General features: G+C 61.3%; 37 protein-coding genes. 31 read left to right on the top strand and 6 right to left on the bottom strand.

Annotated features, from left to right (window positions below; translation table 11 throughout):
* Positions 1-18 precede the first annotated feature (18 nt).
* A complete protein-coding gene (locus QIY50_24900) occupies positions 19-432 on the bottom strand; it encodes a hypothetical protein (protein ID WGV20460.1) in 414 nt (137 codons plus the stop codon).
* Between the two features lie 426 nt (positions 433-858).
* Positions 859-1098 (bottom strand): hypothetical protein, encoded by a 240-nt coding sequence (locus QIY50_24895; protein WGV20459.1) that lies wholly within the window; start codon positions 1096-1098, stop codon positions 859-861.
* Between the two features lie 750 nt (positions 1099-1848).
* On the opposite strand from QIY50_24895, the gene QIY50_24890 reads away from it, so the two are divergent.
* Complete coding sequence (locus tag QIY50_24890; protein ID WGV20458.1) at positions 1849-2163, top strand: DUF1654 domain-containing protein; 315 nt, start codon at positions 1849-1851, stop codon at positions 2161-2163.
* Positions 2164-2208: 45 nt separating this feature from the next.
* On the opposite strand, the gene bamE is transcribed toward QIY50_24890, so the two are convergent.
* Entirely contained in the window at positions 2209-2514 is a 306-nt protein-coding gene (gene bamE, locus QIY50_24885) for an outer membrane protein assembly factor BamE (protein ID WGV20457.1), read from the bottom strand.
* Between the two features lie 92 nt (positions 2515-2606).
* On the bottom strand, positions 2607-3428 hold the full coding sequence (locus QIY50_24880; protein ID WGV20456.1) for a S24 family peptidase: 822 nt from the start codon (positions 3426-3428) through the stop codon (positions 2607-2609).
* A gap of 90 nt (positions 3429-3518) precedes the next feature.
* Between QIY50_24880 and QIY50_24875 the strand changes: the two genes are divergently transcribed.
* From QIY50_24875 to QIY50_24805, 15 genes are all read left to right on the top strand, one after another.
* Positions 3519-3728 carry a hypothetical protein gene (locus QIY50_24875; protein ID WGV20455.1) on the top strand — a complete coding sequence of 70 codons (210 nt, stop codon included), beginning with the start codon at positions 3519-3521 and terminating at the stop codon, positions 3726-3728.
* Positions 3729-3760: 32 nt separating this feature from the next.
* A complete protein-coding gene (locus tag QIY50_24870) occupies positions 3761-3964 on the top strand; it encodes a hypothetical protein (GenBank protein ID WGV20454.1) in 204 nt (67 codons plus the stop codon).
* 317 nt (positions 3965-4281) lie between these two features.
* Complete coding sequence (locus QIY50_24865; protein WGV20453.1) at positions 4282-5103, top strand: Rha family transcriptional regulator; 822 nt, start codon at positions 4282-4284, stop codon at positions 5101-5103.
* The gene (locus tag QIY50_24860) at positions 5100-5351 is read left to right on the top strand and encodes a hypothetical protein (GenBank protein WGV20452.1); all 252 of its coding nucleotides are present in this window, start codon (positions 5100-5102) and stop codon (positions 5349-5351) included. The genes QIY50_24865 and QIY50_24860 overlap by 4 nt, the downstream gene beginning before the upstream one ends.
* Complete coding sequence (locus QIY50_24855; GenBank protein WGV20451.1) at positions 5348-5683, top strand: ead/Ea22-like family protein; 336 nt, start codon at positions 5348-5350, stop codon at positions 5681-5683. Before QIY50_24860 ends, QIY50_24855 begins: the two co-directional genes overlap by 4 nt.
* On the top strand, positions 5680-6435 hold the full coding sequence (locus QIY50_24850; protein ID WGV20450.1) for a hypothetical protein: 756 nt from the start codon (positions 5680-5682) through the stop codon (positions 6433-6435). The genes QIY50_24855 and QIY50_24850 overlap by 4 nt, the downstream gene beginning before the upstream one ends.
* On the top strand, positions 6432-7193 hold the full coding sequence (locus QIY50_24845) for a replication protein P (protein WGV20449.1): 762 nt from the start codon (positions 6432-6434) through the stop codon (positions 7191-7193). Before QIY50_24850 ends, QIY50_24845 begins: the two co-directional genes overlap by 4 nt.
* Positions 7193-7387 carry a hypothetical protein gene (locus QIY50_24840; GenBank protein ID WGV20448.1) on the top strand — a complete coding sequence of 65 codons (195 nt, stop codon included), beginning with the start codon at positions 7193-7195 and terminating at the stop codon, positions 7385-7387. Before QIY50_24845 ends, QIY50_24840 begins: the two co-directional genes overlap by 1 nt.
* Entirely contained in the window at positions 7387-7719 is a 333-nt protein-coding gene (locus tag QIY50_24835; protein ID WGV20447.1) for a hypothetical protein, read from the top strand. The genes QIY50_24840 and QIY50_24835 overlap by 1 nt, the downstream gene beginning before the upstream one ends.
* The gene (locus tag QIY50_24830; protein WGV20446.1) at positions 7719-8060 is read left to right on the top strand and encodes a hypothetical protein; all 342 of its coding nucleotides are present in this window, start codon (positions 7719-7721) and stop codon (positions 8058-8060) included. Before QIY50_24835 ends, QIY50_24830 begins: the two co-directional genes overlap by 1 nt.
* A gap of 99 nt (positions 8061-8159) precedes the next feature.
* Positions 8160-8558, top strand: a complete 399-nt coding sequence (locus QIY50_24825) for a recombination protein NinB (protein ID WGV20445.1) — start codon at positions 8160-8162, stop codon at positions 8556-8558.
* Positions 8558-8860, top strand: a complete 303-nt coding sequence (locus tag QIY50_24820; protein ID WGV20444.1) for a DUF1364 family protein — start codon at positions 8558-8560, stop codon at positions 8858-8860. Before QIY50_24825 ends, QIY50_24820 begins: the two co-directional genes overlap by 1 nt.
* A complete protein-coding gene (locus QIY50_24815) occupies positions 8857-9219 on the top strand; it encodes an endodeoxyribonuclease RusA (GenBank protein WGV20443.1) in 363 nt (120 codons plus the stop codon). The genes QIY50_24820 and QIY50_24815 overlap by 4 nt, the downstream gene beginning before the upstream one ends.
* Positions 9216-9362 carry a hypothetical protein gene (locus QIY50_24810; GenBank protein ID WGV20442.1) on the top strand — a complete coding sequence of 49 codons (147 nt, stop codon included), beginning with the start codon at positions 9216-9218 and terminating at the stop codon, positions 9360-9362. Before QIY50_24815 ends, QIY50_24810 begins: the two co-directional genes overlap by 4 nt.
* A complete protein-coding gene (locus QIY50_24805; protein WGV20441.1) occupies positions 9359-10048 on the top strand; it encodes a hypothetical protein in 690 nt (229 codons plus the stop codon). The genes QIY50_24810 and QIY50_24805 overlap by 4 nt, the downstream gene beginning before the upstream one ends.
* 618 nt (positions 10049-10666) lie before the next feature.
* Here the strand turns inward: QIY50_24805 and QIY50_24800 are convergent.
* Complete coding sequence (locus QIY50_24800) at positions 10667-11128, bottom strand: hypothetical protein (protein ID WGV20440.1); 462 nt, start codon at positions 11126-11128, stop codon at positions 10667-10669.
* A gap of 151 nt (positions 11129-11279) precedes the next feature.
* Here QIY50_24800 and QIY50_24795 point away from each other — a divergent pair, with 151 nt between their 5' ends.
* Positions 11280-11591, top strand: a complete 312-nt coding sequence (locus QIY50_24795) for a peptidase M48, Ste24p (GenBank protein WGV20439.1) — start codon at positions 11280-11282, stop codon at positions 11589-11591.
* Positions 11591-11860, top strand: a complete 270-nt coding sequence (locus QIY50_24790) for a hypothetical protein (protein WGV20438.1) — start codon at positions 11591-11593, stop codon at positions 11858-11860. Before QIY50_24795 ends, QIY50_24790 begins: the two co-directional genes overlap by 1 nt.
* A gap of 49 nt (positions 11861-11909) precedes the next feature.
* Here the strand turns inward: QIY50_24790 and QIY50_24785 are convergent, their stop codons facing one another.
* A complete protein-coding gene (locus QIY50_24785; GenBank protein WGV20437.1) occupies positions 11910-12701 on the bottom strand; it encodes a toll/interleukin-1 receptor domain-containing protein in 792 nt (263 codons plus the stop codon).
* Positions 12702-12786: 85 nt separating this feature from the next.
* Between QIY50_24785 and QIY50_24780 the strand changes: the two genes are divergently transcribed.
* From QIY50_24780 to QIY50_24720, 13 genes are all read left to right on the top strand, one after another.
* Positions 12787-13386: a hypothetical protein gene (locus tag QIY50_24780; protein WGV20436.1), complete on the top strand. Its 600-nt coding sequence runs from the start codon at positions 12787-12789 to the stop codon at positions 13384-13386.
* 2 nt (positions 13387-13388) lie between these two features.
* The gene (locus QIY50_24775) at positions 13389-14876 is read left to right on the top strand and encodes a terminase (GenBank protein WGV20435.1); all 1488 of its coding nucleotides are present in this window, start codon (positions 13389-13391) and stop codon (positions 14874-14876) included.
* Positions 14877-15491: 615 nt separating this feature from the next.
* The gene (locus tag QIY50_24770; GenBank protein ID WGV20434.1) at positions 15492-16310 is read left to right on the top strand and encodes a DUF4055 domain-containing protein; all 819 of its coding nucleotides are present in this window, start codon (positions 15492-15494) and stop codon (positions 16308-16310) included.
* Positions 16300-17343 (top strand): minor capsid protein, encoded by a 1044-nt coding sequence (locus tag QIY50_24765; protein ID WGV20433.1) that lies wholly within the window; start codon positions 16300-16302, stop codon positions 17341-17343. The genes QIY50_24770 and QIY50_24765 overlap by 11 nt, the downstream gene beginning before the upstream one ends.
* A 15-nt stretch (positions 17344-17358) precedes the next feature.
* Positions 17359-17787: a hypothetical protein gene (locus tag QIY50_24760; protein ID WGV20432.1), complete on the top strand. Its 429-nt coding sequence runs from the start codon at positions 17359-17361 to the stop codon at positions 17785-17787.
* Between the two features lie 117 nt (positions 17788-17904).
* Entirely contained in the window at positions 17905-18615 is a 711-nt protein-coding gene (locus QIY50_24755) for a hypothetical protein (GenBank protein ID WGV20431.1), read from the top strand.
* A gap of 12 nt (positions 18616-18627) precedes the next feature.
* Complete coding sequence (locus tag QIY50_24750) at positions 18628-19596, top strand: major capsid protein (GenBank protein WGV20430.1); 969 nt, start codon at positions 18628-18630, stop codon at positions 19594-19596.
* A 49-nt stretch (positions 19597-19645) separates the two neighbouring features.
* On the top strand, positions 19646-20248 hold the full coding sequence (locus QIY50_24745) for a hypothetical protein (GenBank protein WGV20429.1): 603 nt from the start codon (positions 19646-19648) through the stop codon (positions 20246-20248).
* 39 nt (positions 20249-20287) lie between these two features.
* Complete coding sequence (locus QIY50_24740) at positions 20288-20680, top strand: protein singed (GenBank protein ID WGV20428.1); 393 nt, start codon at positions 20288-20290, stop codon at positions 20678-20680.
* Between the two features lie 2 nt (positions 20681-20682).
* A complete protein-coding gene (locus QIY50_24735) occupies positions 20683-21063 on the top strand; it encodes a glutamate 5-kinase (protein ID WGV20427.1) in 381 nt (126 codons plus the stop codon).
* A 2-nt stretch (positions 21064-21065) separates the two neighbouring features.
* Entirely contained in the window at positions 21066-21455 is a 390-nt protein-coding gene (locus QIY50_24730; GenBank protein WGV20426.1) for an HK97 gp10 family phage protein, read from the top strand.
* Positions 21452-21859: a phage tail terminator-like protein gene (locus QIY50_24725; protein WGV20425.1), complete on the top strand. Its 408-nt coding sequence runs from the start codon at positions 21452-21454 to the stop codon at positions 21857-21859. Before QIY50_24730 ends, QIY50_24725 begins: the two co-directional genes overlap by 4 nt.
* Before the next feature lie 59 nt (positions 21860-21918).
* Entirely contained in the window at positions 21919-23088 is a 1170-nt protein-coding gene (locus tag QIY50_24720) for a phage tail tube protein (protein WGV20424.1), read from the top strand.
* The last annotated feature ends 42 nt before the right edge of the window (positions 23089-23130 follow it).

The following is a 23130-nucleotide window of genomic DNA, read 5'->3' as shown; positions in this document are numbered from 1 at the left end:
CGCCTCCAGGTGGTGGGTTCAGTCGGTGTATGCGATGTACTTGAAGCGGCCATTGCCGAATTGCTCGAAGCGGCCGCCGAAGGTGCCGCGAACCTCCTGCTCAACCTCCCCGCGGCTCATGTGCGGCGGGTATACCCCTTCCTTTATCATCGAGAAGTGGGTGTGAGGCACGAAGCGCCAATCGACCTTGCTTGGGTCAAGCGGTCGTGGCTCTGGCGGCTGCCATGGCTTGCCCTTGTAGGTTTCGGGCGGCGGCGGCGGGTCTTCCGACTCCTCCCAGCCGCAGGCGTCGCAGTAGCCGCGCGGTGCGGTGCAAGCGCCGCAAGGTGGTGATATGTGGCAACTGCAATTCACTACCTTGTGCGATTTGATGACGCCCGCGCAGCCGTCACGGCCGCAGGTATCGCCCTCGCAATATCCGAATTCGTTCATGTTCTTTTGCTCGCGGCGCAACCGCATTGGCCAGGAGCCAGGCGCGGGTGACCAAACCCACCGTGAAAGGTGGCCTGGCGCCTGCCAATGCGGTCGAAGTGAAGGGAAGGGGATGCAGATGCCGGGCGCTACCCCGGCAGCTGGCTTGGCGTGGACCCATCCAGCGGCGCAATTCGTTTACCCTCAGAGCGAGGGAAGGGACGTCCACAGGTGCTTCGGTAACCGCGCCCTGAGCTGGGCGCTTCTCTGCATCGGTGAACGATCTGCGGATGGAGTCGAACCACCCAGGAACACCGGTATCAGCGGAACCGCCTGCAAGGGTCAGCCCTTGACGGGATCCCCGGCGCCGGGGAGAGCCCTACTGAATTCAACAGATCGTTCACCGATGCAGCCTGCGATGGGGAGCAGGGCATCGGGCAGTTAACGTCAGGCGGACGTGGCGCTCTCAGCCTTGGCCGTGGCGCTTGCCTGCTGCTCGACCAGTTTGCCTATCAGCACTTTTCGATCCTCAAGCGAAAGGCTCCATGCTGCGTAGTAGATGCCTTCGTCGATGGTGCCGTCGTACTCCATGGTGGAGTTCGTATCCCAGAGCTTGTACTTGATGCGGTTGGTTGGCCGCTTCGCCATCGTCTTGCCCTCCAGGGCGGTTGATTTCCCAGATGCCACTCATGGAATGGCACCTGGTGAAATCCCGGCCTCGCTACTGGCGACAGGCCGGGGCATTGCGTCAGCGGTGATCGCTCGAGCTCAGCCGCCGACGGCCCTGCTCTCAGTTCGGTTGGCCTTGAGCTTCCCTATCACCTCGCGTCGATCGGCCTCGGCGGGGTGGTCGTTGGGTAAGGTGTTCGCTACACGACTGCCGACTGCAGCTCTGTGGCCCGTTGGGTGGGGCAGTCCGTCGTGGGTTGCCGGTCCGCGTTCCGGCTGGTCTATCTACTTCATGGGCAGGTTCCTCCTCTTGGTTAATCGCTGCTCGCGCTGTGCCAGGTACCGACGCCCGTTCTAAGGGCATCCCGGCAGGGAGCGTTTGCAGCGCAACCCTCCATCCGCTTTCCGTGGCCCGGCCAATGTTCCTGCCGTGCTGACGTTCCGCCTGATTTCGAGCTGGCCAGTTCCAGAGCTGGCATGGGGATCGAATTTATTGCTCGCGCTGTGCCGTTGCCGGGATCGATCCGCGAGGTTCCCATCAATGTGAAAGAGCGGCGGCCTGTGAGGGCCTCTGCAGTCCCTCGTGAGTGACTGCTTGAGGTCAATTTAGAAAACTAAACAGACCTCGTCAAGAATTATTTAGAAATCTAAACACGCGAGACGGATCAACACCCCTACAGGCCGCGCAATGTCAAGACTTCCGGCTCTGTAGGAGATCGGCTAATCTTGCGTAGTCCCTGTATGGATATACAGTTATTGGAGTGTCAGATGGCAAAGCCCCAGAAGCAGCAGGAGAGAGCGGTTATGTCGGGCGTGGAGCGCCTGGGTCTTCGGGTGTCATCGATGATCAACCACCCGATCGCGCAGCAGCAGCGATGGGTCGTGATTCACCGCCTGGACACCGACGGTGACCGGGAGTGGGAAGAGGTGATGGGGGTTCTCAAGGAAACTGACGGGATAGAAATGGAGTTCAACGAGGAGGATGCCTCGGTCACGCTGCGCTGGGAGGCATTCTCGGATGATGACCCACAGGCGCAGAACCAGGATGAGTTCGTCGCGATAGAAGAGCCGGCGCCGTTCTAGCGCGCAACAAAAAGCCCGCTGTATGCGGGCTTTCGAGATAAGGCGTCATTCATCAGGGCTTGGCTTTGCGATGAAGTCCTTCGGGATGTACGGAACTTGAGTGACCACTCCATCCTTGGTCACGAAGGAAATGGATTTAGCGCCACTGAAAGCGGTTGCATGGCTGTAGATCCAGGACTGGCCGTCTTCCTTGGATACCACCATGTAGGGGTTGCCCATGATCTCGTAGAGCTGGTCCTCGGTCATTCCGACCTTGACCTGGCTGGCTTGGCCAAATGTGAACGGTGTGCCGGCGCATCCAGCCAAGAGCGCTACAGCCAAAGCAAGAATGAAGTGGTGGACCTTGCGCATCTTAAACCTGCCTCCCTGGATATGGAGGTAGGATTCTATCAGTATGGCGAGAAGCTATCACGCCGAGTCTGTCCGCCGGAAAAGGGGCAGAGTCACGCCTTCTTGGCGTTCCAGATCAGCAGCACCTTAGCGTGCACCGTAACGTCATCGATCCGCGCGGTCTGGTTCTCGTAGTGCTTGTTGTCGGAGATCAGGCGGAAGTGGTCTTCATCGAGACGCATCAGGCGCTTGATGTACAGCTCTTGGTGCCAGGTGATCACGTAGATACCTTCGCCGATGAACTCGTTGATCCCGCGATCGACAATGACCAGGTCCTTGTCATTGATCGTGCCTTCCATGCTCTGGCCCCAGCCGGTAATCATCGCCAGTGCCGAGGGAGCGGTGTAGGTGACGCCTTTCTCGCGCAGGATCTCCTCGCGCACCACCAGGTTACGAACGGCCTCGTTGTAGTCGGCCGGAACCTGGCCATGGCCCATCGCTGCCCGAACGTCGTACTGGGGGATGAGGATCTCTTCCTGGGTGGGCTTCAGGCTCGAGTAGGCAGCAGGCAGGTACTCCTGCCCATGGTCCGGGCTGTCAGCCTCAGCCGCGGCGGCCATCATCACCTCGCGCGCTTTTTCGGAGAGGTTCTTCCCGGCCTTGGAGGCCAGCATCTGCGCAACCAGCTCTGCAGTAGTCGACGCTGCGCCAACGGGCGATGGCTGATCAGCAGCCGGGCCAGTGCCGTCCGACAGCCATTCCGCTGAGCACTCCAGCGCTTTCGCCAGGGCGAGCAAATTCTTGCCCTTGGCGCCGTTCGTTCCGTTGATCCAGAAGCTCACGGTTCCCTTGGACACGCCAGTCAGTTTACTGAGGTCGGTGGAGCTGAGATTCAGCTCCTTCATGCGCGCTACGACGCGGTCTTTGAATTCCATATTAAGGATTCTAAACACTTCATTGTTTAGATAACTTGCCTTGTGCTGTTTAGAACTCTAAACTCGGTGGCAGACATCGGAGAAACACCCATGACCTACGACGAAGCCCTGAAATTTTTCGGCACCGGCCGCGCAATCGGAGACGCCCTGGGCGTTACCGGCAGCCGCGTTTCTCAGTGCCGTACGACAGGCGGGTTCTCCTACCCAATGCAATGCGTTTTGGAGAAGGAGTCGAGCGGGGCGCTGATCGCGAAACGCGAGGACGACCCGGCCAACTCGCTCAAGAAATCCGCCGCTTAACCCATTTCATAGCCGCAAGGAGCCAACCAAGCATGTACCAAGACCCGAATCAGAAGCGCGCCATCCCGGTGAAGGTCCGTTTCGAGCCAGTGCTCGACCGGATCCTGCGCAAGGCCGCGAGCAAGACCCGCATGCAGCACGCCACCTATCTGTACGAAATCATCGAATGGGCCGTAGCCAACGGCGTTATCGAAGAGCTGATGCAGGACAAGCAGCAAGAAGATATCGCGGGCTGAAGGCCCTTTGGAGGCCTAAATGACCGTACAGCTTGATCAGCTGTCGCCAGATGTGCGGCAGCGAATAGAGGGGCTGATGAGGGCCAATAACTGGGATTTCAGCACAGCGATGAACCAGGTGTTCGAAGCAGCTGTAGCCAGTGGCGCTCTTTCAGTGGTTGGCCGCCGTAAGGCCAAAGTCCTGCAGTTGGTGGCCCCAATGAGGGCCTCACCGAGGGACTCTTCAGGGTAGGGCAGAGGCCCTCTCTGAATTACAGGCACAAAAAAGCCGGGATTGCGGCCCGGCTCTCTGCAATACAAAACTCTGTAGGGGAATTATGCATATGCAGACCCAAAGTGTACAGGCCCTCTCAAGGCCCGCGCCACAAAATGCTAACCACGATTTCGTGGCGCGGATGTCCTCCCGGGAGATCGCCGACTTGGTTGGCTCCAGGCACGACAGCGTGAAGCGAGCCATGGAGCGCCTTCAGGAAAAGGCCATTGTGAGCTTTTCACCGTCGGTGGAAACCTCTCATCAAGGCCCGGGATCCCGCCCCGTCGAGGTTTATCTGGTCAACAAGCGCGACAGCTTCGTCGTTGTCGCCCAGCTGTGCCCGGAATTTACCGCGGCGTTGGTCGACCGCTGGCAGGAGCTGGAGGGGCAGGTGGTAGCCACGCTGCCCGATTTCACCAATCCAGCCGCCGCCGCGCGCGCATGGGCTGACCAGGTCGAGCAGAAGGAGGCCGCCGAGAGGGCGCGCGTTCTGCTCACCGTCGAGGTCCAGGCCCAGGCCAAGAAGATCGACAGCCTGGAAAACCTGTTCAAGGAAGGCATGAGCCACGTCCAGTTCTGCAAGGGCCTCAATGGGGTCAACGTGATGCAGGTGGGCCACTTCCTCGAACGCCGCAACTGGCTCTACAACGAGAGCAAGTACGGTACCCGATACCGCGTCGCCGCTTACGCCCGCGACAAGTACATGACCGAACACCAGCAGGAGATCACCCCGCACGGGAAAGAGGCGTTCATCAGCTACACGCCCATCCTCCTGCGCAAGGGCGCGGTCCGCCTGTACGAGCTGTACCTGGCCGGCGAGCTGCCCATGAAGAAGAACTGGGACGGCCTGCACACACACGACAAGGCCGTGCGGGGTGCAGCATGAGCGATTTCGTGAAAGTCACCGAGATGCCGGCCAGCGAGTTCCCAGAATACCTGGAAGGGATGAACAAGCAGATGCGTGACTGGACAGATCAGGCCGCCCGGGGCGAATGCGGCTGGATCTGCTCCGACTGCTGCCTTTCCGATCCGAAAGGCATGCCAGACGCCTGCTTCTACGGAAACGCCAAGTGCACCGAAATCATCCAGCGCGACAAGCTGCGCGCTATGCGTGAGGGGAACGAGCCGTCATGACTATCGGCAAGGATCAACTCAAGACTACGGCTCAGGCTGCGAGCCAAGGCCAGTGGGCCCAGGACGGCTTCGAAGTCCATAACGACGATGTTGAAGACTATCTCGTTGCCAAGTGCAGATCTCTGGCTGATGCCGCGTTCATCGCTGCCGCCAGTCCCGCTTCGATCTTGGACCTGCTCGACGAGAACGAGGCGCTACGAAAAGATGCCGAGAGGTACCGTTGGCTGCGGGATGGCGCAGGGTACTGCGACACGCGCGACATCCCTGGAATGGCGCCTGCGCGCATGGATGCGTTCATTGACGCTGCCATGGCTAAGGGGCGTGCCCAGTGAGCATCATCCGCGCGCCTCGCCCCGAGGCCAATTTCTACATGCTCAACAAGTCGATCAGTGAGGACGGGCGCCTGAGCTGGGCTGCCCGTGGCCTTCTGGTCTTCCTGCTGGGCAAGCCTGACCACTGGGCGGTGTCCGTCACCCACCTACGCAACGAGACCGCCAAGTCCTCGAAGCCGACCGGTCGTGACGGCGTGTACGGCCTGCTACAAGAGCTGATCACCGCCGGCTACGTCCAGCGCCGTCAGGACCGTGGCGAGTCTGGTTTGCTGGGCGAAACCCATTACGTCGTATCGGAAACACCGCTTCCGGCTTTGCCGTATCCGGTTGAACCGCTTCCGGCTCAGCCGTATCCGGCAAATCCGACACTAGTAAGTATTGAAGGTAAGCAAGGACTGAAGGGAGTAAGGACTGACTCTCGCGAAAGCGAGCTGGTCGACTTCGAACGGTTCTGGTCGCTCTACCCGCGCAAGGTGAGCAAGGCCGACGCGAAGAAGGCCTGGGCGAAGATCAAGGTTACCGCTGACCTGTTCGACCTGATGGCCAAGGCCTTGGCAGCCTGGACCGTCTCGACCGACTGGACCAAGGACGGCGGCCAGTTCATCCCGCACGCGTCCACCTGGCTGAACGGCAAGCGCTGGGAAGACGAACTGCCGCAGCCAGCAGGCGAAGCCCCGTTCGCATCCCGCCGCCCGGCCAGTGGCCCCGACTTCAACGACACCAGCTGGGCTGATGACCTGGGGGGCTTATGAGCGCACAACCGAAACTGCGCAGCGTGACGCAGATCATGGCCACGGCCCGCAACCTGCCGGCCGAGGCGCAGGCCCCGGCCAAGCAGCTGGACCCGGGCACTACCGAAGTGGTGAACGCCCTGTTCAAGGAGCTGCAGGCCATCTTCCCGGCGTGGAAGCAGGCATGGCCGGATGACGAGGCCTTGAAGGCTGCCAAGCGCAGCTGGATCAAGTCCTTCGTCGCCGCGGGCATCAACACCTTGGAGCAGATCCGCTTCGGCATCCAGAAGTGCCGGGTGCTGGGTACCGATTTCGCCCCGAGCAGCGGCAAGTTCATCAAGCTGTGCCAGCCGACCCCGGAAGAGATGGGCATTCCGCCGCTTGCGCGGGCCCTGGCAGAGGCGCTGGAGAATTTCCACCCCAGCAGGGCAGGGTCACGCGTTTGGACGCACGCAGCGGTGCGCCATGCGGCCCTGCAATGCGAGGCGCACAACCTGGGTTCGATGGAGGTGGAGCGCGCCGAGAAGGTTTTCGCCCGGGCCTACGACATCACCATCCGCATGCTGGTCGCCGGCGAGCCACTGGGCGACATCGCCACCGGCATCGGTCACGACAGCCAGAAGAGCGCTGCGCAGCTCGCCGACGAGTACGCCAGCCAGAAGCAGGCCCGCCTGCTGGAGGTCCAGCAGATCCCAACCTGCGCCGCCGCGTGCCGTGCACACCTTCTGGCCAAGTTGAACATCAAGCGCGCCGGGCAGCCGGCCGGGGAGGGGGTGTGATGCGCAAGTTCAATCCTCGCGGCATCAAGGCCTGGATGATCCGCCGCCCGTGGCTGGCCCGAATCTACCTTCTGGTGCTGTTACCCGTGATGCCAATTCTGTTTGCCGGGGCGGTGCTCTGGCAGAACCGCAGCGAATTTTCTGAGATTGCCCGCGCCTGCGAAGCGATTTTCCTGCCTTGGGAGAAGCACTGATGCGAAAACAGATTATCACCCGGCTGCTTGACGTAGCGCTGCTGGCCATCTTGGTCAGCCCCTACCAAGGCCTCAAAACGTTCGCCGCCGCGCTGGTGTGGATCATGGTCGGCCTGATGCTCATGGGGGCGTTGGCTATGAGTGATCGGCTGGCTCTGAAAATCGCAGGCTGCGGGAAACCCCAGTACGCCTTTGGCCTTGCCGTGCATGGCTTGTACATCGCCGCGCTGATCTATGCCGGATATCCCGTTCTTGCGGCCATCTATGCCGCTGTCATGGCTCTCATTCGCGTGGCCGCTCACATGAAGATGAAGCCGCAGGAGGCGCACTGATGGACACCAACAAGATGCGCGACATCAGTCGCGAGCAGTTCGAGGCGTGGGCCGCAAAGAACTACGTCGTTCCGCCGGGAGTGGGCCATTTGTTCGTGCGTGCCGAGCTCGGCGACGGATACCGACTGAGCAACATCAACCACGCCTGGCACGGCTGGAAGGCCAGCCGAGAATCCCTGGTTGTAAAGCTACCGCCAGTCCGTCCTGAACCGGTATTGACCGAAGAGGCGCACAAGGCTGACGGAGAGGCATCGACCTGGAGCATGTGGGCGGGCGAGAAGCTGGCGAAAGAAGACTGCCGCGAGGCCATCGAGGCCCAGGGTCTGAAGGTGGCTCCATGAAGACCGCCGTGACCGTAATCCTGCTGCTGGCTCTGTCCGGCTGCCAGGTCTGCTGTGACGCCCAGGGCGAGAGCTGCGCGGCGCGCTGTGAGGTGAGCGATGACTGAGTTCCTGATGCGCGGCATGGGCGACGTCAACGCGCTGCTGGGCCGACTGCAGGTCCAGGACTTCACCAAGCCGAAGCTGATTGTCATCCGCGACGAGAAGCGCCCCGACGTCTGTAACCGGAAGATGTGGGCCATGCTCCGCGACGTCTCCCAGCAGGTGGAGTGGTACGGCCGCAAGCTCACCGACGAGGACTGGAAGCACATCTTCAGCGCAGCGGTGCAGAAGCAGGACGCGGTGCCTGGCATCGACGGCGGCTTCGTCGTCCTGGGCGTCTCGACCCGCAAGCAATCGCAGAAGTGGTTCAGCGACCTGTTCGAAGTGATGCATGCCTTCGGCGCAGAGCATGGCGTGCGCTGGACTGAGCCGGATCGGTGGGGAGGGCAGTACTGATGCGCGTCGTATCCAAGAAGGTGCGCGAGAGCGCCCGCGGCCAGGACTGCACTGTCCGCATTCCTGGCATCTGCAACTTCAACCCGGAGACCACCGTACTGGCCCACCTGCCATGCGGGCAGAAGGGCATGGGCATGAAGGGCTTCGACACCGTGGCGGTATACGCCTGCAGCGCCTGCCACGACGTGCTTGATGGTCGAGGGAAGGGCGAGGTGGACTGGTCCGACATGCCCCGTGCAATCGCTGAGACTCATGAGGCCCTGATCCGGGCCGGCATTCTGACCATCAAGGGGGCTGCATGACGGACCTGACACTACCGTGGCCGCCGGCCGCATGCAGCCCGAATGCCCGTGTGCACTGGTCCAGGAAGAGCAAGGCGGCGAAGACCTATCGCTATGCCTGCTTTCTCCTGGCCAGGCAAGCAGGCATCCAGCCTCCGGAGGGCGACGCGCTGCTCATGCTCGAATTCGTGCCGCCGGATCGCCGCCGGCGCGATGACGACAACCTGCTGGCGATGTTCAAGGCGGGTCGTGACGGCCTGGCGGATGCCCTGGGCATCGACGACAACGTGTTTGCCACACAGATCAGGGTGAGCAAGGAAACGATTAAGGGCGGCGCTGTGCGCGTCCGCATCGAGGCGCAGAAGGGAGAAGCAGCATGACGCCAGCATGGGGATACCTGATTTTGGCCACCCTCATGGTGGTGGGCGGCGTGGCGCTGTCCTGGGCCGGCGCGGTCCGACGCAAGCGCAGTTACGAAGAATTCATTTTGAGTAAGGCCAAGCGGGCAGGGGGTAAGCCATGAAGTACCAGAGCGTGTTGGCGGCAGTGGTTCGCGCCCTTGCGGCAGAGACCATGAGCGGTGTGGGCGGTGGTGACTTCGAACCGAAGGTCCAGGCCTCGAAGCTGAAGGGGGAGATCACCGGGAAGGATGCGGCGATGCTGGTCGACTGCTGGGTGCACGCCCGACTTCACAGCAAGCTGATCCCGCGGCACTGGAATGCCCTGACGGCCAGGTTCTCCACCCACAAGGCCAAGAAGGTGGATGCGATAGGCAAGCTGGTGCCGCTGATCGCCACGCAGGCGCCGAACCTGTTCCGGTACAAGGCGGTCACCGCCTGGGCCATCCCGCCGGTGAAAGGCGTTCAGGCGCAGTCGGGGCATGAGGTGGCCAGCCGGGCAGCGCGGGATCGTGCAGAGTTCGATTCGCTGCACGCTGGCGTGGTCCAGCGCCTGGCGGGTGGCGAGATGCCGGAGGACGCCGGGCAGGCGCGCCGCGAGCAGTACGTGAAGCGCTCCACCGACATGATCGTGCTGCCGGCCGAGTTCTACGACATCAACACCTGGGACGGTCAGGGCCTGAACAGGACGACATACTGGCGCTGGAAGAAGGCAATCGAGAAGGTGCTGGACGAGATGGTGGCAGAAGCACTGGAGGCGTCTGGCAAGATACTTCAACAGGAAGGCGTTTTGATGGCAGATGCCGCTTGACAACTCTGCAACGGTGCAACAAAATTCTTGCATCCTGTCATTCCTGCGCGTGTTGAGGAGTGACACAAAAAAGCCCGGCCATAGCGCTGGGCTTTTTCGCTTATGCAGATGACGCTGAAAGTGCAGTATGAGAGGGGTAGGGCAGCCGGAGCGCAAAGCGAAGAGGTCGCAACGCTGCTTAAAGGCCCATCCCCTGCTGACCCTCTAGGCGACCTTACACGGCTTCAGCGCCGGCCATCTGCACCAATTCCGAAGCCCGGCCATTGCGCCGGGTTTTTTATTGCCCGAAGAGGGCCTCAAGAGTCCCGGCCAAGCGCCGGGATTTTTGTTCCAGCAAGAAACGCAACTGCAGCCAGGGCAGGCCCTAACGGGACAGCCTGGACACTGCTAGCCGGTAGTGTGGTGACACGGAAAAACACCGGCAGCCCGCGCACTCTGACCTCACATGCTTTCAGGGTGGCGCGTGACCGGATCGGCGAGACTGGTGCATTGGGGTGCCAGCGCTGCAATGGTCTTCGGCGGGCAGCGTGGGAAGACACGCACATATCGGAGCCGTCAGTATCAGATTAGCTAAAGCCAGGTGGGAAAATGCCCGAGCAACGGCTCGGGCTTTATAGATCAGTTCACGCAGTCCTCGAGGCTGAACCGGTAGTCATGGCGATGGAAGTCCATCGTGAGTACGCCTTTGTTGAGCATTTCCATGCCGATGATGACGGTGTACTTGCGTCCGTTTTTGACCATCGGTGTCGCTACGAAATCTGTCAAGTAAACCTTCTGGGTTCCTGCGAAGCAGATGAATCCAGGGTGAACAGCGCTATTTTCGGTATGGTTGACGCCACGCACGTCCCTACGGCCTGTCTCGTGCATCTTGAGTTCCACTGCCAGGTCGGCGTCGATAGCCATGCAATCACAACCTGTATCAATCAGGGCATAGGTAATCGCCTGGTTTTCCCCGGTAGGGTAGGAGTGATCTGATTTCTTCACAGGGCCGATCTGAACTTTTACAACAGGGGTTCCTGGAGGATTGGCCTGCACGTTGCCATGTGGATCCATGAACTCGATTACTACGGAAGGGTGCATTCCTTGTCTCCGCACAAAAAGGTTTGCTAGCAAATCACTACAGTTGGCGTGTTTCAAGGCAAATCGGTGAGAACTGAGCTTTTTTCGCACAAGTTACCTTGCTCGAGCCCGAAGAGGGCATTAATCGGGCCTTTTCTTCTAGGAACCACTCATGGCCGAACCAGCAAGCACGACTGCCGGCGTCCTGCTGGTGAAGTACGGCGTGATCATTGGCGGCTTCGCGGGGGCGATCCTCTCGCTGACCTTCCTGCGCGGCCTTACCCGCGGCCAAGCGGTCGCTGCCTTTTTCACCGGCTTCGCATCGGCAGTCTTCTGCACCCCGCTTGCCATCAGCTACTTCAACCTTGGCACAAGCGGAGAAACCCAATACGGCGTGGCCTTTCTGATAGGCCTTCTGGCAATGAACATCATCCCAGTTCTGAAGTCACTGGTAGGACAGTTCGGTGCCAAAGGAGCTACCTGATGAGCTCGACCCTGATTTCAGTCCTGATTGGCGCCAATGCCTTCCTGAGCGTGCTGGTGGTGATAGCCGCGTGCGACTACCTGCGCCGGATCAGGCCAATGGATGCGCCACTGCTGGCCGTCGCGTTCTACCTGGTGGCCATCGGCGCATTCGGCGCGTTCGTTCTGGCTATGAACGGCCATGTGCCCACTCTGTACGGCGTGATCCTCAAGCTGGGCATAGTCCTGTACGCGGTCGCCCGACGCGGCCACGTGTTCCAGCCGGGGTAGGGCGCCACACTATGTCCCTATCTTGTGGCGCGGGTGTCAGTATTTCTACTTAAGCTTTATATGGAATCGGAATCCATTGGTTCTCGCCCGCCTCGTGGAAGACAGCTATTACGCTCAGCGGTGCCTCCTTGTGCTTGTTGACTTTGATTCTGAGTGGATGGGCTGGAGTGATTGCTCCCCCCATCATGCGGAGCAAGAAGCCATTCAGTGTTGACCCGTCTTCGCCGGTCACTACATTTTTGTTAAAGCCTCCGAAGTGAGCATGACCATTGGCCATGACGCAGGACATCTCATCTTCAGCATTGCCTGTGGCTATCATGAAGCTGCCGTTAGGCTCCATCAGATGCGAGGCTTTTATGGTCAGCTCCATCGAGCCGCTAGCATCTTCGACTGTTGAGTAGGTCAGGTTCGAAAACCCATGGTGCTGCGGCGTGAACGATGAGCTCCCTTGCGTAACGCTAACGATTTGCGCAATGGCTGCCTCCAAACCTGCAGTAAACATATCAATGTAAAGCGTTTGGGTTAGGAGAGCAGGCATAGCGCTTCCATCGACCCGAACGGGGATCATCCGTGTCTTCCCTCGCGTAGCTGCGTGCAGTGAGTTCTGCCATTCCAGTTTTACCATCGGGCTGGCCAGACTTTTTTCGGTCACAAAAAAGAAGACGAACTCTGGGGCTTCAAGGCCCTTGTTCATTTGGTCGATGATGCCGTCACCAGGGCGAATGGACCATGAGTCATAGAATACGGCGTCCTCGCCGAAGATTTCTGCCAGGCGTAGCGCAACTGGTTCGACCACTGGTTTGTCAGCGTGATTGTGGCTCAAGAATATTTTATGACTCATGGGGCGTCCTGATCATGGAGTGGGAAGGCGCTTTTGACATGATGGCTCAATGATCTCAGTTCAACCCCTCACTAGAAAAAATCCTATGAATCCGAAGCAAGCCGACTGGGAGGCGATCGAACGTGCCTTCCGGGCCGGGGCGCTTTCCATCCGTACCATCGCTGACCGCAACGGGGTGAGCGACACCGCAATCCGGAAGAAGGCCAAAGCCTTGGGCTGGGAGCGGGACCTTTCCGAGCAGGTCCGCAAAGAGGTTCGCAACAAGCTGGTTCGCGGCGAAGTTCGCGAAGACCAATGCGCGAACCCTGAACGTGACGCCGAGATCATCGAAGAGGCGGCAGAAGAGGGCGCGACGGTTGTTCGCAGCCACCGCCGCGACATTCGCAAGGCAACGAACCTTGCGAACCTGCTGATGGATGATCTGATGACGACCATCAAGCATCGCGAAGAGATCGAAGACGAGATCGAGCGTGATACTGCTGATGACCAGAGCGGTTTCCGTCGTAGCGCGATGCTTGGGGCGGTGAGTCTTCCGAGTAACGCCAAGACCCTTTTCCAGCTGTCCTCAGCCATGAAGAACCTGCAGGTGCTTGAGCGCACCGCATTCGGCCTGGACGACAAGGAGCAGTCGAAAGACGCCGACGAGCTGTCGCAGCTGATGGATGAACTATCGAAGGATGCCTGACCATGAAGCCCGAGCACATGAAACTGCTTCGGGACCGGTTCTGGCGGCTGAACAACCTGTACTTCATCACGGACAAGCAGGGCAAGAAGGTCCGCTTCCGCATGACGCAGGAGCAGGTCGATTATTTCCAGGGGATGCACACCCGCAACATCATCCTAAAGGCTCGGCAGCTGGGCTTCACCACGCTGGTCTGCATCGTCCAGCTGGATGCCGCGCTGTTCGAGGCTGCCAAATGCGCCCTTATCGCCCACACCCTGAACGACGCCAAGCGTCTGTTCCGGGAGAAGGTGAAGTACGCCTACGATCACCTGCCCAAGGAGATCAAGGCGGCCAACCCAGCGCGCAACGATGCTGCGGGCGAGCTGGTGTTCAGCAAGGGTGGATCGCTTTACGTATCCACCTCCTTCCGGGGCGGCACGCTGCGCTATCTGCACGTTTCCGAGTTCGGGAAGATCTGCGCCAAGTTCCCGCACAAGGCGCGGGAGATCGTCACCGGTGCGTTCGAGGCCGTGGCCGCTGAGTGCTTCGTTACGATCGAATCGACGGCGGAAGGCCGGGCCGGGTACTTCTTCGATTACAGCCAGTCAGCCGAGAAGCAGCAGCTTGCCGGCGTGCCCCTGGGCCTGCTGGACTGGAAGTTCTTCTTCTTCAGCTGGTGGCGGAACCCGCTCTACTGGCTGGACCCGACCGATGTAGTCATCCCGGACCGGCTGGCGAAGTACTTCGACGACCTGGCAGCAAAGCACGGGATCATCACCAACCCAGGCCAGCGCGCCTGGTACGCCGCCAAGGAAAAGACCCTTGGCGACGACATGAAGCGGGAGTACCCGTCGATCCCTGCTGAGGCATTCCAGCAGACGATCGAGGGCGCCTACTACGCCAAGCAGTTCACCAAGCTCTACGCCGCCCAGCGCATCGGTAAGCTGCCTGACAACAGCCACCTGCCGGTGCACACGTTCTGGGATATCGGCGTGGGCGACTCCACGGCCATCTGGTTCGTCCGGATCGTCGGCGAGGAGTACCACATCGTCGATTTCTACCAGAACAGCGGGGAAGGCCTGCGGCACTACATGAAGGTGCTGAAGGATCGCGGCTACGAATATGGCGAGCACTGGGGGCCCCACGACATCGACAACCGGGAATTTGGTAGCGACGGCAAGACTCGGCGCGAACTCGCACGAGAGGGCTACGAGATCGACGGCCAGCGCTATTCGCTGACCTTCCAGGTGGTGCCGAAGCTCGGCGTGGACGAAGGAATCGAGCAGGCTCGGGAAATCCTCCCCAACTGCGCCTTCGATGAAGCCAAATGCGAGGAGGGCATCACCGCCCTGGAGAGCTACCGAAAAGAGTGGGACGACAAGCGCGGCTGCTGGAGAGACAAGCCGCTGCATGACTGGTCATCCCACCCGTCTGACGCCTTCCGCTACTTCGCCGTGGCCAAGACCAAGCGCTCCGTGGTCAAGCACGTACCCATCACGTTCACTTTCTGAGGCCACCCATGCCGAACTTCATTCCCCGGGCAGAGTACTCGGAGGCCTTGCCCGGCTGGCAGCTGGTCAAGCGTTGCGTGGCCGGCGCCCGAGAGGTGCGCAAGCACGACGAATACCTGCCGATGCCGGACCCTGAGAACAAGTCCCCGGAGAACCTGGCGCGGTACAAGCAGTACAAGAAGCGGGCGATGTTCCTGAACATCACCGGGCGCACGCGTACTGGCCTGCTGGGCGCGGTGTTCCGCAAGACCGCCGAGCTTGAGCTGCCCACCGGCGTCGATTACCTGAAAGAGAACGCCAGCGGCGACGGCACGAGCCTGGAGCAGCTTTCCAAGGATGCTGTGGGGGAATGCCTGGATGCTGGCCGTGGCGGGTTCCTGGTGGACTTCCCGGCCGTTGAGGGCGTGTCCTCGATGGCGGACATGCAGGGCCGACGCGCTCTGATCCAACATTACGGTGCCGAGTCGATCATCGACTGGGATGAGCAGGTGATCGATGGCGTGAAGCGCTTGGTCTACGTCTGCCTGCTGGAATGCGTATCGGAGTTCAGCCCGGAAAACCTGGAACGGACCAGTGGCACCCAATATCGTGTGTTGCTGTTAATTGGCGGCCGCTATGTTCAGCGCCTCTACAGCGAGGACAAGACCAACTTCACTGAGGTCTCGCCACTCGACAAGAACGGCCAGCCTTTCGACCACATCCTGTTCAGCTTCTACGGCGCCCCAGAACAACGACGCCAGTATCGACAAGTCACCGCTGGAAGACCTGGCCGACGTGAACATCCTGCACTACGGCAACAGCGCCACGGTGGAGGAGAGCGGGTTTATCAGTTCGCAGCCAACCCTGTTCATCACCACCGACATCAGCGCCGACGAGTTCGCCAAGGTGAACCCGAACGGCATGCACATCGGTTCGACCCGGGGCTACAACCTCGGCAAGAGCGGTACCGCGACCCTGGTCCAGGCAGCCGAAAGCCAACTGGCTCGAACGCTGCTCAAGGACAAGGAGGAGCAGATGCTGATGATCGGCGCGCGCATCGTCCAGAAAGCGGGCGGCGCTGAGACAGCAGAGGCTGTGCGCATCCGCTACAGCTCGGATAACAGCGTGCTTGGCACCATCGCCGGCAACGTGTCGGAGGCCCTGAAGCGAGCCATCCTCGATGCCGAGCGCTTCATGATGGGCGAGCCGGACGAGGCGGGGACGGTCTTCTGGCTCAACCAGTCGTTCTTCGATGAGACGATGACCGCCCAGGACATACTGGCCCAGGTTCAACTCTGGCAGCAGAGCATCATCGCGAAGTCGGACCTGCGCACCAACCTGCGCCAGGGCGGGGTGCTTGAGGCCGACCGTACCGACGGGTTGATCGACGATGAACTGGCCGAGCAGCCGCCGGTGACCGGCAACGACACCGGAGGCGGTGAGGATGAGCAGTGACGGCTACCTGTTGGACGCAGCGACTCGCCACCAGGTGCACGTGCAGCGCTACGCCGGGGGAAGCCTCAAGCGTCTGGCCAAGTTCATCACCAAGGCCATCAGCACCGCCAAATCGCGCGTATCAGAAGGATTGAGCCGTTACGGCACCCAACGGTACGAGAAGCAGATTCAGGAGCTACAGGGCGAGCTGTCGGGCGTATACGGCGAGATGAAGCAGCAGGCCGTGCTCGACCTGACTGAGTTTGGCGGCTACGAGGCAGAGTTCAACATGACCCTGCTGGGCAAGGTCGTGAAGACGGTGGTCCAGCTGAACAAGCCCAGCATCGAGCAGGTGGCCGCCGCGGCGCTGGCCGATCCGCTCGACCTGGAGGTCGGCAAGGGCCGGCAGCGCATCAGCATCGCCGGTGCGCTCGACCAGTACGGCACCAAGAAGTGCGCCGAGATCATCAGCGAGATTCGCGTGGGCTCGGCATTGGGCGAGACGACTGACCAGATCAGCCGCAGGCTCACATCGCTAGGCGTGCAGCAGCGCGACCAGGCTGGCGCGCTGGTGCGGACCATGACCAACCACATCGCCAGTTCGGCGAGGTCGCAGGTCATGGCCGACAACGACGACATCCTGAAGGGAAAACGCCGGGTCGCCACGCTGGACGGCAGGACCACGCCGCTATGCCGCGCCCTGGACGGCACTGTGGTGCCCATGGCTGCACCTTCTCCGCCGTTCCACTGGAACTGCCGGACCACCGAGATACCTGTGCTCAAGGACGAGTTTGCCAGGGATATCCCCGGCTCGACGCGCCCAGCGGTAGGCCCTGACGGCGCCGAACAGGTCAGCAGCAAGACCACCTACGGCGAATGGCTCGCACGGCAGCCGGCAGCGTTCCAAGAGGATGTGCTCGGCCCGGCTCGCTACAAGCTGTTCAGCAAGGGCGAGCTCACCATCGATCGGTTTGTCGACGACGACGGACGAACCCTGACCCTCAAGCAGCTGCGCGAGCGTGAGCCGATGGCTTTCGAGCGGGCAGGAATGTAACCCACGGAGAAACCCATGAATCAGCTCTACATTGGCACCAAGACCATCATGGCACTGGCAATGACCCGCTTGGCGTACAACGAATACCGCGGCTGGGATTTGCCAGCAGACGAGAGCGGCGCCGATGAAGGCTACCTGGTCGAGTATCAGGACGGCGGAAAGCCAAATCATCCCGACCACGCCGGTTACATCAGCTGGTCGCCAAAAGAGCATTTCGACGCTGCCTATTTGCCGATTGGCAATACCGAGGGCCTAGCGCCTCACCAGGTCCGCGTCGTGGCGGAGAAGGCACAGCTCGACGAGAAGGTCGGAAAGCTGTCGGCCTTTTTCGCCACCGAGGTTTTCAAGGGTTTGCCGGCCAAAGAAGCTGAGTTGCTTACCGCCCAGCTCGGTGCCATGCGTGAGTATTCGGACCTGCTGGCTGAGCGAATCGCGCTGTTCTGATCCGCGCCACGAAACGCATCACCGCCATTTCGTGGCGCGAAATTTCCAAGCCCTGGCTGAGCCGGGGCTTTTTTGTACCCGCAGGCAGGGCCTGCTAAACGTCTCTGGGAGACAGCAATGACCTTGAAATTCCAACTGGACAGCCTCGAAGGCGTCGAAGAGTCGGTAGCAGCACTGTACGTCGAGAAGGACGGCAAGTTCGTCCTGGGCATCGAGGGTCTGCCGCAGCAGGAGGACGTATCCGGCCTGAAATCGAAGGTGCAGGAACTGCTCGACGAGAAGAAGGCGGCCGACAAGGCTCGCAAGGACGCCGAAGAGCAGGCGCGCCTGGAGCGCGAAGAAGCCCTGCGCAAGTCTGGCAACGTCGAGGAACTCGAAAAGTCCTGGTCCGAGAAGTACAACCGCCGCGAAGCTGAGCTGACCGGCACCCTCGAAAGCGAGCGCGCCACCCTGCAAGGCCAGATCCGGGATCTGACCGTGGGCCGCACCGCCACCGAGATCGCGACTGCTCTGGCCGTGCCAGGCAGCGCCAAGGCATTGCTTCCCCATATCGAACGCCGGCTGAGCGTCGAGCAGCGCGACGGTAAACCAACCGTTGTGGTGCTGGACGCCGCCGGCAAGCTCTCGGCGGCAACGCTGGACGAGCTGAAAGCAGAATTCACCAACGATCCGGCCTTCGGGCCGCTGATCGCTGGCAGCAAGGCATCTGGCGGCGGGGCCGGGGGTGCTGGAAAGGGCGGCGGGGCCGCAAAAGGCAATTTCGGCGGTAACAAAGCGGAACGCACGGCGGCTATCGCCAGCCGGTTCCCAGACCTCCCTCAATCGTAAGGAAAAACACCTATGTCCCTGTCGCAAATGCAGGTTTTCAACGAGTACATCATGCCGGCGACCATCGAGACGCTGGATCAGATGCTCGTTGCGTTCAACGCCGCCAGCCGCGGCGCCATCGTGCTGTCCCCGGACGGCTTCACCGGCGACTTCCTCCAAGAGTCGTTCTTCCAGACCCTGGCCGCAGCCCAGCGCCGCGTCGATCGCTACGCAGCCAACGGCGCTGCTCCGATCACCGACCTGACCGAGCTGAAAAACACCTCGGTGAAGGTGGCCGGCGGCTTCGGCCCCGTTCGCTACGAGCCGTCGCAGATGACCTGGCTGGAGCGCCCAACCGCTCAAGGCGTCGAGGTGGCATCCCGAGCGTTCGCTGAGATCCTGCTGAAGGACCAGCTGAACACCGCCATCGCTGCGCTGGTTGCTGCGATCACTGCCCAGGCCGCTGCCGTCAACGACGTCTCGGCAACCGCCGGCATCACTCAGGTCGGTCTGAACAACGCCCACGCCAAGTTCGGTGACGCCAGCCAGAACCTGGTAACCCAGGTGATGCAGGGCACCACCTACCACAAGCTGATCGGCCAGGCCCTGACCAACTCCGAGCAGCTGTTCCAGGCTGGCAACGTCCGCGTTGTCGACATCCTGGGCAAGGTCTCGGTGGTCACCGATGCCCCGGCGCTGATGCAGACGGGCACCCCGAACAAGGAAATCATCCTGTCCCTGGTTCAGGGCGCCGCACTGGTGCACGACGGCCGCAACATGGTCAGCAACGTGTCGACCACCAACGGCAAGGAGCGCATCGAGACCACCCTGCAGGTGGACTACGACTTCGGCCTGGGCCTCAAGGGCTACACCTGGGATCAAACCAACGGCGGCAAGTCCCCGACCGATGCCGAGATCGCCACCGGCACCAACTGGGACAAGACCGCCACCAGCATCAAGCACACCGCCGGTGTTGCTCTGATCGGTGACGCTTCCAAGTAAACCCTGATGGCTGGCTGGGCCTGTGGCCTGGCCTGCTGAGGACAAGCGCATGAGCAGAAACAACATCTGGTATCTGGCTGGACCGTTCCACCAGTACCAGGAGAACGTCAAGGAACTCGCCCGGGAACATGGGCTGGTCATTGTCGACGCCAACGTGGCGGAGGGTCGCAAAGGCGCTGCCAAGGACGTTCCCGAAGTAACCATTCGCCCCGAGCTGCAGGCCTTGGCGGTGGTCGTCGAGGCCGGCAGTTTGAGCCAGGACGTTGTCGATCGCTTGACGGCTGAACTCGGCTCCATCGGCGTGATCGTCGAATCGTTCGCGGTCCAGAGCTTGGAGCGCCCCTCGGGCGACCTGGGCGAAACCGCGTCGCGCCTGTTCGAGGTGCTGGAGGCGGTGAATGCCGGCGTTTCCAGCCTCAAGCGTGAGCGCGACGGCGAAGTGGAGAAGGTCGTAGGCCTGGAGCAGGAGAAGGCAGAGCTGCTGAAGCAGAATGCCGAACTGCTCAAGCAAATCGAATCCCTCAAGCCAGCGAACGTTGACCCCGAGGTCGAGGCCCTGAAGGCCAAGCTCGACGCCGCGAATGTCTCCTACCGCTCCAACGCCTCGAAAGAGTCGCTGCAGAAGCAGGTAGCCGAACTCGGCCAGCAGTAATCCCGGGGCCTTGGCCCCACTCATTTAAGCGGAGGCCTGATGGCTACCTACATCACTGTGGCCGACGTAGACGCCATCCTCGGGCCTGACTGGGCAGCTCCAGAGCTGAAGGACGAGGCGGTCTTCGAGGCGAACGCCTATCTGACCGCGCTCAACCTGGTCGGCATCGACATGGACAACATCCCTGACGATGTGAAGCAGGCAGGCGCGCGGCTGGCCAAATGCGCCTCCCAAGGCAAGCTTTACCAGCAGCAGACTGAGGGCTCGCTCGAGGCGAAGACCGTCAAGGCCGGATCGGTATCGACCAGCAAGACCTTCGGCTCGATCGACAAGACCAGCACTGTCGCCCAGCCAGCATGTGTACAGCTGGCCCTGGCGCTGCTGACGCCCTGGCGCAGCAATCCGTTCGCCTTTGCTGTGAAAAGGGGATAGCCATGGGCCTTCGCGACGAAATCCAGGCCGACCTGGCCGAGGCCTTCGACGAAGACCTGGCCGACGCGGTATCGACGTTCACCGGTACCTACATGGGACCCGGCGACTGGGACCCGGTAAACGAGACCACCACGGCGCAGCCAGTGATCTACACCGGCCGCGGCGTGCTCGACAGCTACGACAGCCGGCGCATCGATGGCCTGAACATCATGGTGGGCGATGTACTGCTGATAGCTCTGGCCAACGAGGTCACCGACAAGCCCGCAGTTGGCCACCAGATCACGGCTACAGACCTGATCACCGGCGAGCCCGTGACGTACCGCATCGTCAGTCCAGGCATCGATCCAGCCAAGGCGCACTACGAAATCCAGCTGAGGAAGTGACCATGGCCAAGAACAGAGGCTGGAGCACGCCGCCCAGCATGTTCACCGGGGTGGTTGAAGAGCAACTGAGCCAGCGAGTTAGGGTTATCGCCATGGCCATGCTCAACGAGATCGTTCTGCGGTCGCCGGTTGATACCGGACGCTTCCGTGGCAACAACATCGTCAGCGTCGGGGCGCCGGTGTACACCAGTACCGTGAACGTCGATCCAACGGGCGCCGAAACCATCCAGGCTGGTGTTCGAGCAGTCACCGGCCTGGAGCCATACACCCAGGTCTTCATCCAGAACAATTTGCCGTATGCAGGTCCGCTTGAGGATGGCCATTCCCAGCAGGCGCCGGCTGGCATCTACGCGGTGTCGTTCAATGGCGTAGCCGAGGCCTACAGGACATGACCTTCGAACAAATCCGGGCCATCGTCACAGGCCGCATGGCGCAGTGGGCGGGAATTCCCGCTGACGCAGTCGATTACCCGAACAACCCCAAAGGGCCGTTCAACCCGGCCGGCAAACCGATCTGGGCCAGGCTGGCGGACGTTCCTGGCTTGGCCAGCGCACCAGAGGTCGGCATCGGCCCATGCGTTCGCCGGCCCGGCATCATCATGGTTCAGCTGTTCGTGCCCAGTAACAAGGGAACGCTGGCCATCACCAAGGCTGCCGACACGCTGGTTCAGCACTTCGAGTTCTACAGCGACCCGACCGGGCCATTCGAGTACTACGCGGCCTCGGCCAATACCATTGGCGATGACGGGCACGGCTGGTACCAGGTGAACGTGTCGATCCCATACCGGGCCTACTGAGCCCTCAACATCCACCGCCACATGGCGGTTTTTTTACGCCTATCGATAGGAGAAACCGCATGTCGAGCGGAGCCAAGGTCCAGCTGGCCTGGATCAAAGAAGTAACCCCCGGCGTGACCCCGGCCGGCGACTGGAACGTGCTGACGCGGATCAGCAACGGCCTGATGCCGACCTTCAACTCGGAAGAGAACAACGAGATCGGCTTCACCCGGATGTCGCAGGGCACTGCCCAGACCACCGTGGACGTTGGCGGCGATATCGAGACCAAGTGGCGCTTCGGTGCGCTGGACGAGTTCATGGCCTCCTGCTTCGGCAAGGCCTGGGCCAGCCACCAGCTCACCATGGGCGACGACCGTATCACCTTCTCGATCGCCTCCTACGCGACCGACATCGGTGTTTCGGCCATTGCCCGCGGCGTGCAAGTCGCCACCATGAACTTCGATTTCCCGGGCGACAACGAGGTCACGGTCACCACGACCATGGCCGCGCGCGCCTGGGATGACAAGGGCGACAACACCTCGTTCATCATCAACGCCCAGCCAGAGACCAGCCAGCGCCGCTTCAGCTTCAAGGACATCAGCGGCCTGAAGATCAACGGCGTCCAGGTGGGCGAGGACAACGCCTGCGTCGACAGCTTCAACCTGCAGTTCGACAACGCCGTCCAGACTCAGCGCTGCATCGGGAACGGCAACCCGTACCCGGGCAACATCATTGCCACCACATTCACCCCGTCCGGTGCGATCACCATCAGCTGGTCGAAGATGGCCTATGAGCTGTGGAAGGCCCAGAAGACCAACGACGCGATCAGCCTGGAATTCACCATCGGCAACGCCGACGGCGGTTACAAGTTCCTGATCCCGGAGATGGAAATCACCGCTGATTGGCCGGATGGTGGCTCGACCGACATCATCCAGGTGGAACTGAACTACACCGCCCGCCGCGTGGCCCCGACCATCACCCGCCTGCCGGCGCCGATCGTTGTGGCTGCCGTGGATGTCACTCCGGCCACCCTGAGTGTGGCAGTTGGCGCAACTGCCGACCTTGAGGCCGTGGTCACCCCGTCCGGTGCCAGCCAGCAAGTCACCTGGACCAGTTCCGCCCCGGCAATCGCCAGCGTGAGCCCAACCGGCCTGGTCAAAGGCTTGGCCGTGGGTACGGCCACCATCACCGCGACCAGCGCTGCAGACGGCACCAAGACCGACACCTGCGCTGTCACCGTAACCGCCTAACCCTTTGCCCGGCGCGCCCTGCGGTGTGCGTCGGGCCTTTTA

The sequence above is a fragment of the Pseudomonas putida genome (assembly GCA_029953615.1).
Taxonomy (GTDB): domain Bacteria; phylum Pseudomonadota; class Gammaproteobacteria; order Pseudomonadales; family Pseudomonadaceae; genus Aquipseudomonas.
Note: the sequence above shows the minus strand (reverse complement) of the source record. Positions and strands in the feature narration are given on the sequence as shown.

Bases quoted from the DNA above. Each gene is read 5' to 3' on its own strand.
- QIY50_24870 (WGV20454.1), top strand. From the start codon at position 3,761: ATGTACCAAGACCCGAATCAGAAGCGCGCCATCCCGGTGAAGGTCCGT.
- bamE (WGV20457.1), bottom strand. From the start codon at position 2,514: ATGCGCAAGGTCCACCACTTCATTCTTGCTTTGGCTGTAGCGCTCTTG.
- QIY50_24900 (WGV20460.1), bottom strand. From the start codon at position 432: ATGAACGAATTCGGATATTGCGAGGGCGATACCTGCGGCCGTGACGGC.
- QIY50_24720 (WGV20424.1), top strand. From the start codon at position 21,919: ATGTCGAGCGGAGCCAAGGTCCAGCTGGCCTGGATCAAAGAAGTAACC.
- QIY50_24730 (WGV20426.1), top strand. From the start codon at position 21,066: ATGGCCAAGAACAGAGGCTGGAGCACGCCGCCCAGCATGTTCACCGGG.
- QIY50_24845 (WGV20449.1), top strand. From the start codon at position 6,432: ATGAGCGCACAACCGAAACTGCGCAGCGTGACGCAGATCATGGCCACG.
- QIY50_24835 (WGV20447.1), top strand. From the start codon at position 7,387: ATGCGAAAACAGATTATCACCCGGCTGCTTGACGTAGCGCTGCTGGCC.
- QIY50_24820 (WGV20444.1), top strand. From the start codon at position 8,558: ATGCGCGTCGTATCCAAGAAGGTGCGCGAGAGCGCCCGCGGCCAGGAC.
- QIY50_24805 (WGV20441.1), top strand. From the start codon at position 9,359: ATGAAGTACCAGAGCGTGTTGGCGGCAGTGGTTCGCGCCCTTGCGGCA.
- QIY50_24800 (WGV20440.1), bottom strand. From the start codon at position 11,128: ATGCACCCTTCCGTAGTAATCGAGTTCATGGATCCACATGGCAACGTG.
- QIY50_24840 (WGV20448.1), top strand. From the start codon at position 7,193: ATGCGCAAGTTCAATCCTCGCGGCATCAAGGCCTGGATGATCCGCCGC.
- QIY50_24830 (WGV20446.1), top strand. From the start codon at position 7,719: ATGGACACCAACAAGATGCGCGACATCAGTCGCGAGCAGTTCGAGGCG.
- QIY50_24815 (WGV20443.1), top strand. From the start codon at position 8,857: ATGACGGACCTGACACTACCGTGGCCGCCGGCCGCATGCAGCCCGAAT.
- QIY50_24890 (WGV20458.1), top strand. From the start codon at position 1,849: ATGGCAAAGCCCCAGAAGCAGCAGGAGAGAGCGGTTATGTCGGGCGTG.
- QIY50_24855 (WGV20451.1), top strand. From the start codon at position 5,348: ATGACTATCGGCAAGGATCAACTCAAGACTACGGCTCAGGCTGCGAGC.
- QIY50_24790 (WGV20438.1), top strand. From the start codon at position 11,591: ATGAGCTCGACCCTGATTTCAGTCCTGATTGGCGCCAATGCCTTCCTG.
- QIY50_24735 (WGV20427.1), top strand. From the start codon at position 20,683: ATGGGCCTTCGCGACGAAATCCAGGCCGACCTGGCCGAGGCCTTCGAC.
- QIY50_24745 (WGV20429.1), top strand. From the start codon at position 19,646: ATGAGCAGAAACAACATCTGGTATCTGGCTGGACCGTTCCACCAGTAC.
- QIY50_24750 (WGV20430.1), top strand. From the start codon at position 18,628: ATGTCCCTGTCGCAAATGCAGGTTTTCAACGAGTACATCATGCCGGCG.
- QIY50_24880 (WGV20456.1), bottom strand. From the start codon at position 3,428: ATGGAATTCAAAGACCGCGTCGTAGCGCGCATGAAGGAGCTGAATCTC.
- QIY50_24865 (WGV20453.1), top strand. From the start codon at position 4,282: ATGCATATGCAGACCCAAAGTGTACAGGCCCTCTCAAGGCCCGCGCCA.
- QIY50_24795 (WGV20439.1), top strand. From the start codon at position 11,280: ATGGCCGAACCAGCAAGCACGACTGCCGGCGTCCTGCTGGTGAAGTAC.
- QIY50_24760 (WGV20432.1), top strand. From the start codon at position 17,359: ATGAATCAGCTCTACATTGGCACCAAGACCATCATGGCACTGGCAATG.
- QIY50_24875 (WGV20455.1), top strand. From the start codon at position 3,519: ATGACCTACGACGAAGCCCTGAAATTTTTCGGCACCGGCCGCGCAATC.
- QIY50_24810 (WGV20442.1), top strand. From the start codon at position 9,216: ATGACGCCAGCATGGGGATACCTGATTTTGGCCACCCTCATGGTGGTG.
- QIY50_24775 (WGV20435.1), top strand. From the start codon at position 13,389: ATGAAGCCCGAGCACATGAAACTGCTTCGGGACCGGTTCTGGCGGCTG.
- QIY50_24725 (WGV20425.1), top strand. From the start codon at position 21,452: ATGACCTTCGAACAAATCCGGGCCATCGTCACAGGCCGCATGGCGCAG.
- QIY50_24755 (WGV20431.1), top strand. From the start codon at position 17,905: ATGACCTTGAAATTCCAACTGGACAGCCTCGAAGGCGTCGAAGAGTCG.
- QIY50_24860 (WGV20452.1), top strand. From the start codon at position 5,100: ATGAGCGATTTCGTGAAAGTCACCGAGATGCCGGCCAGCGAGTTCCCA.
- QIY50_24825 (WGV20445.1), top strand. From the start codon at position 8,160: ATGACTGAGTTCCTGATGCGCGGCATGGGCGACGTCAACGCGCTGCTG.
- QIY50_24785 (WGV20437.1), bottom strand. From the start codon at position 12,701: ATGAGTCATAAAATATTCTTGAGCCACAATCACGCTGACAAACCAGTG.
- QIY50_24740 (WGV20428.1), top strand. From the start codon at position 20,288: ATGGCTACCTACATCACTGTGGCCGACGTAGACGCCATCCTCGGGCCT.
- QIY50_24780 (WGV20436.1), top strand. From the start codon at position 12,787: ATGAATCCGAAGCAAGCCGACTGGGAGGCGATCGAACGTGCCTTCCGG.
- QIY50_24765 (WGV20433.1), top strand. From the start codon at position 16,300: ATGAGCAGTGACGGCTACCTGTTGGACGCAGCGACTCGCCACCAGGTG.
- QIY50_24770 (WGV20434.1), top strand. From the start codon at position 15,492: ATGTTCAGCGCCTCTACAGCGAGGACAAGACCAACTTCACTGAGGTCT.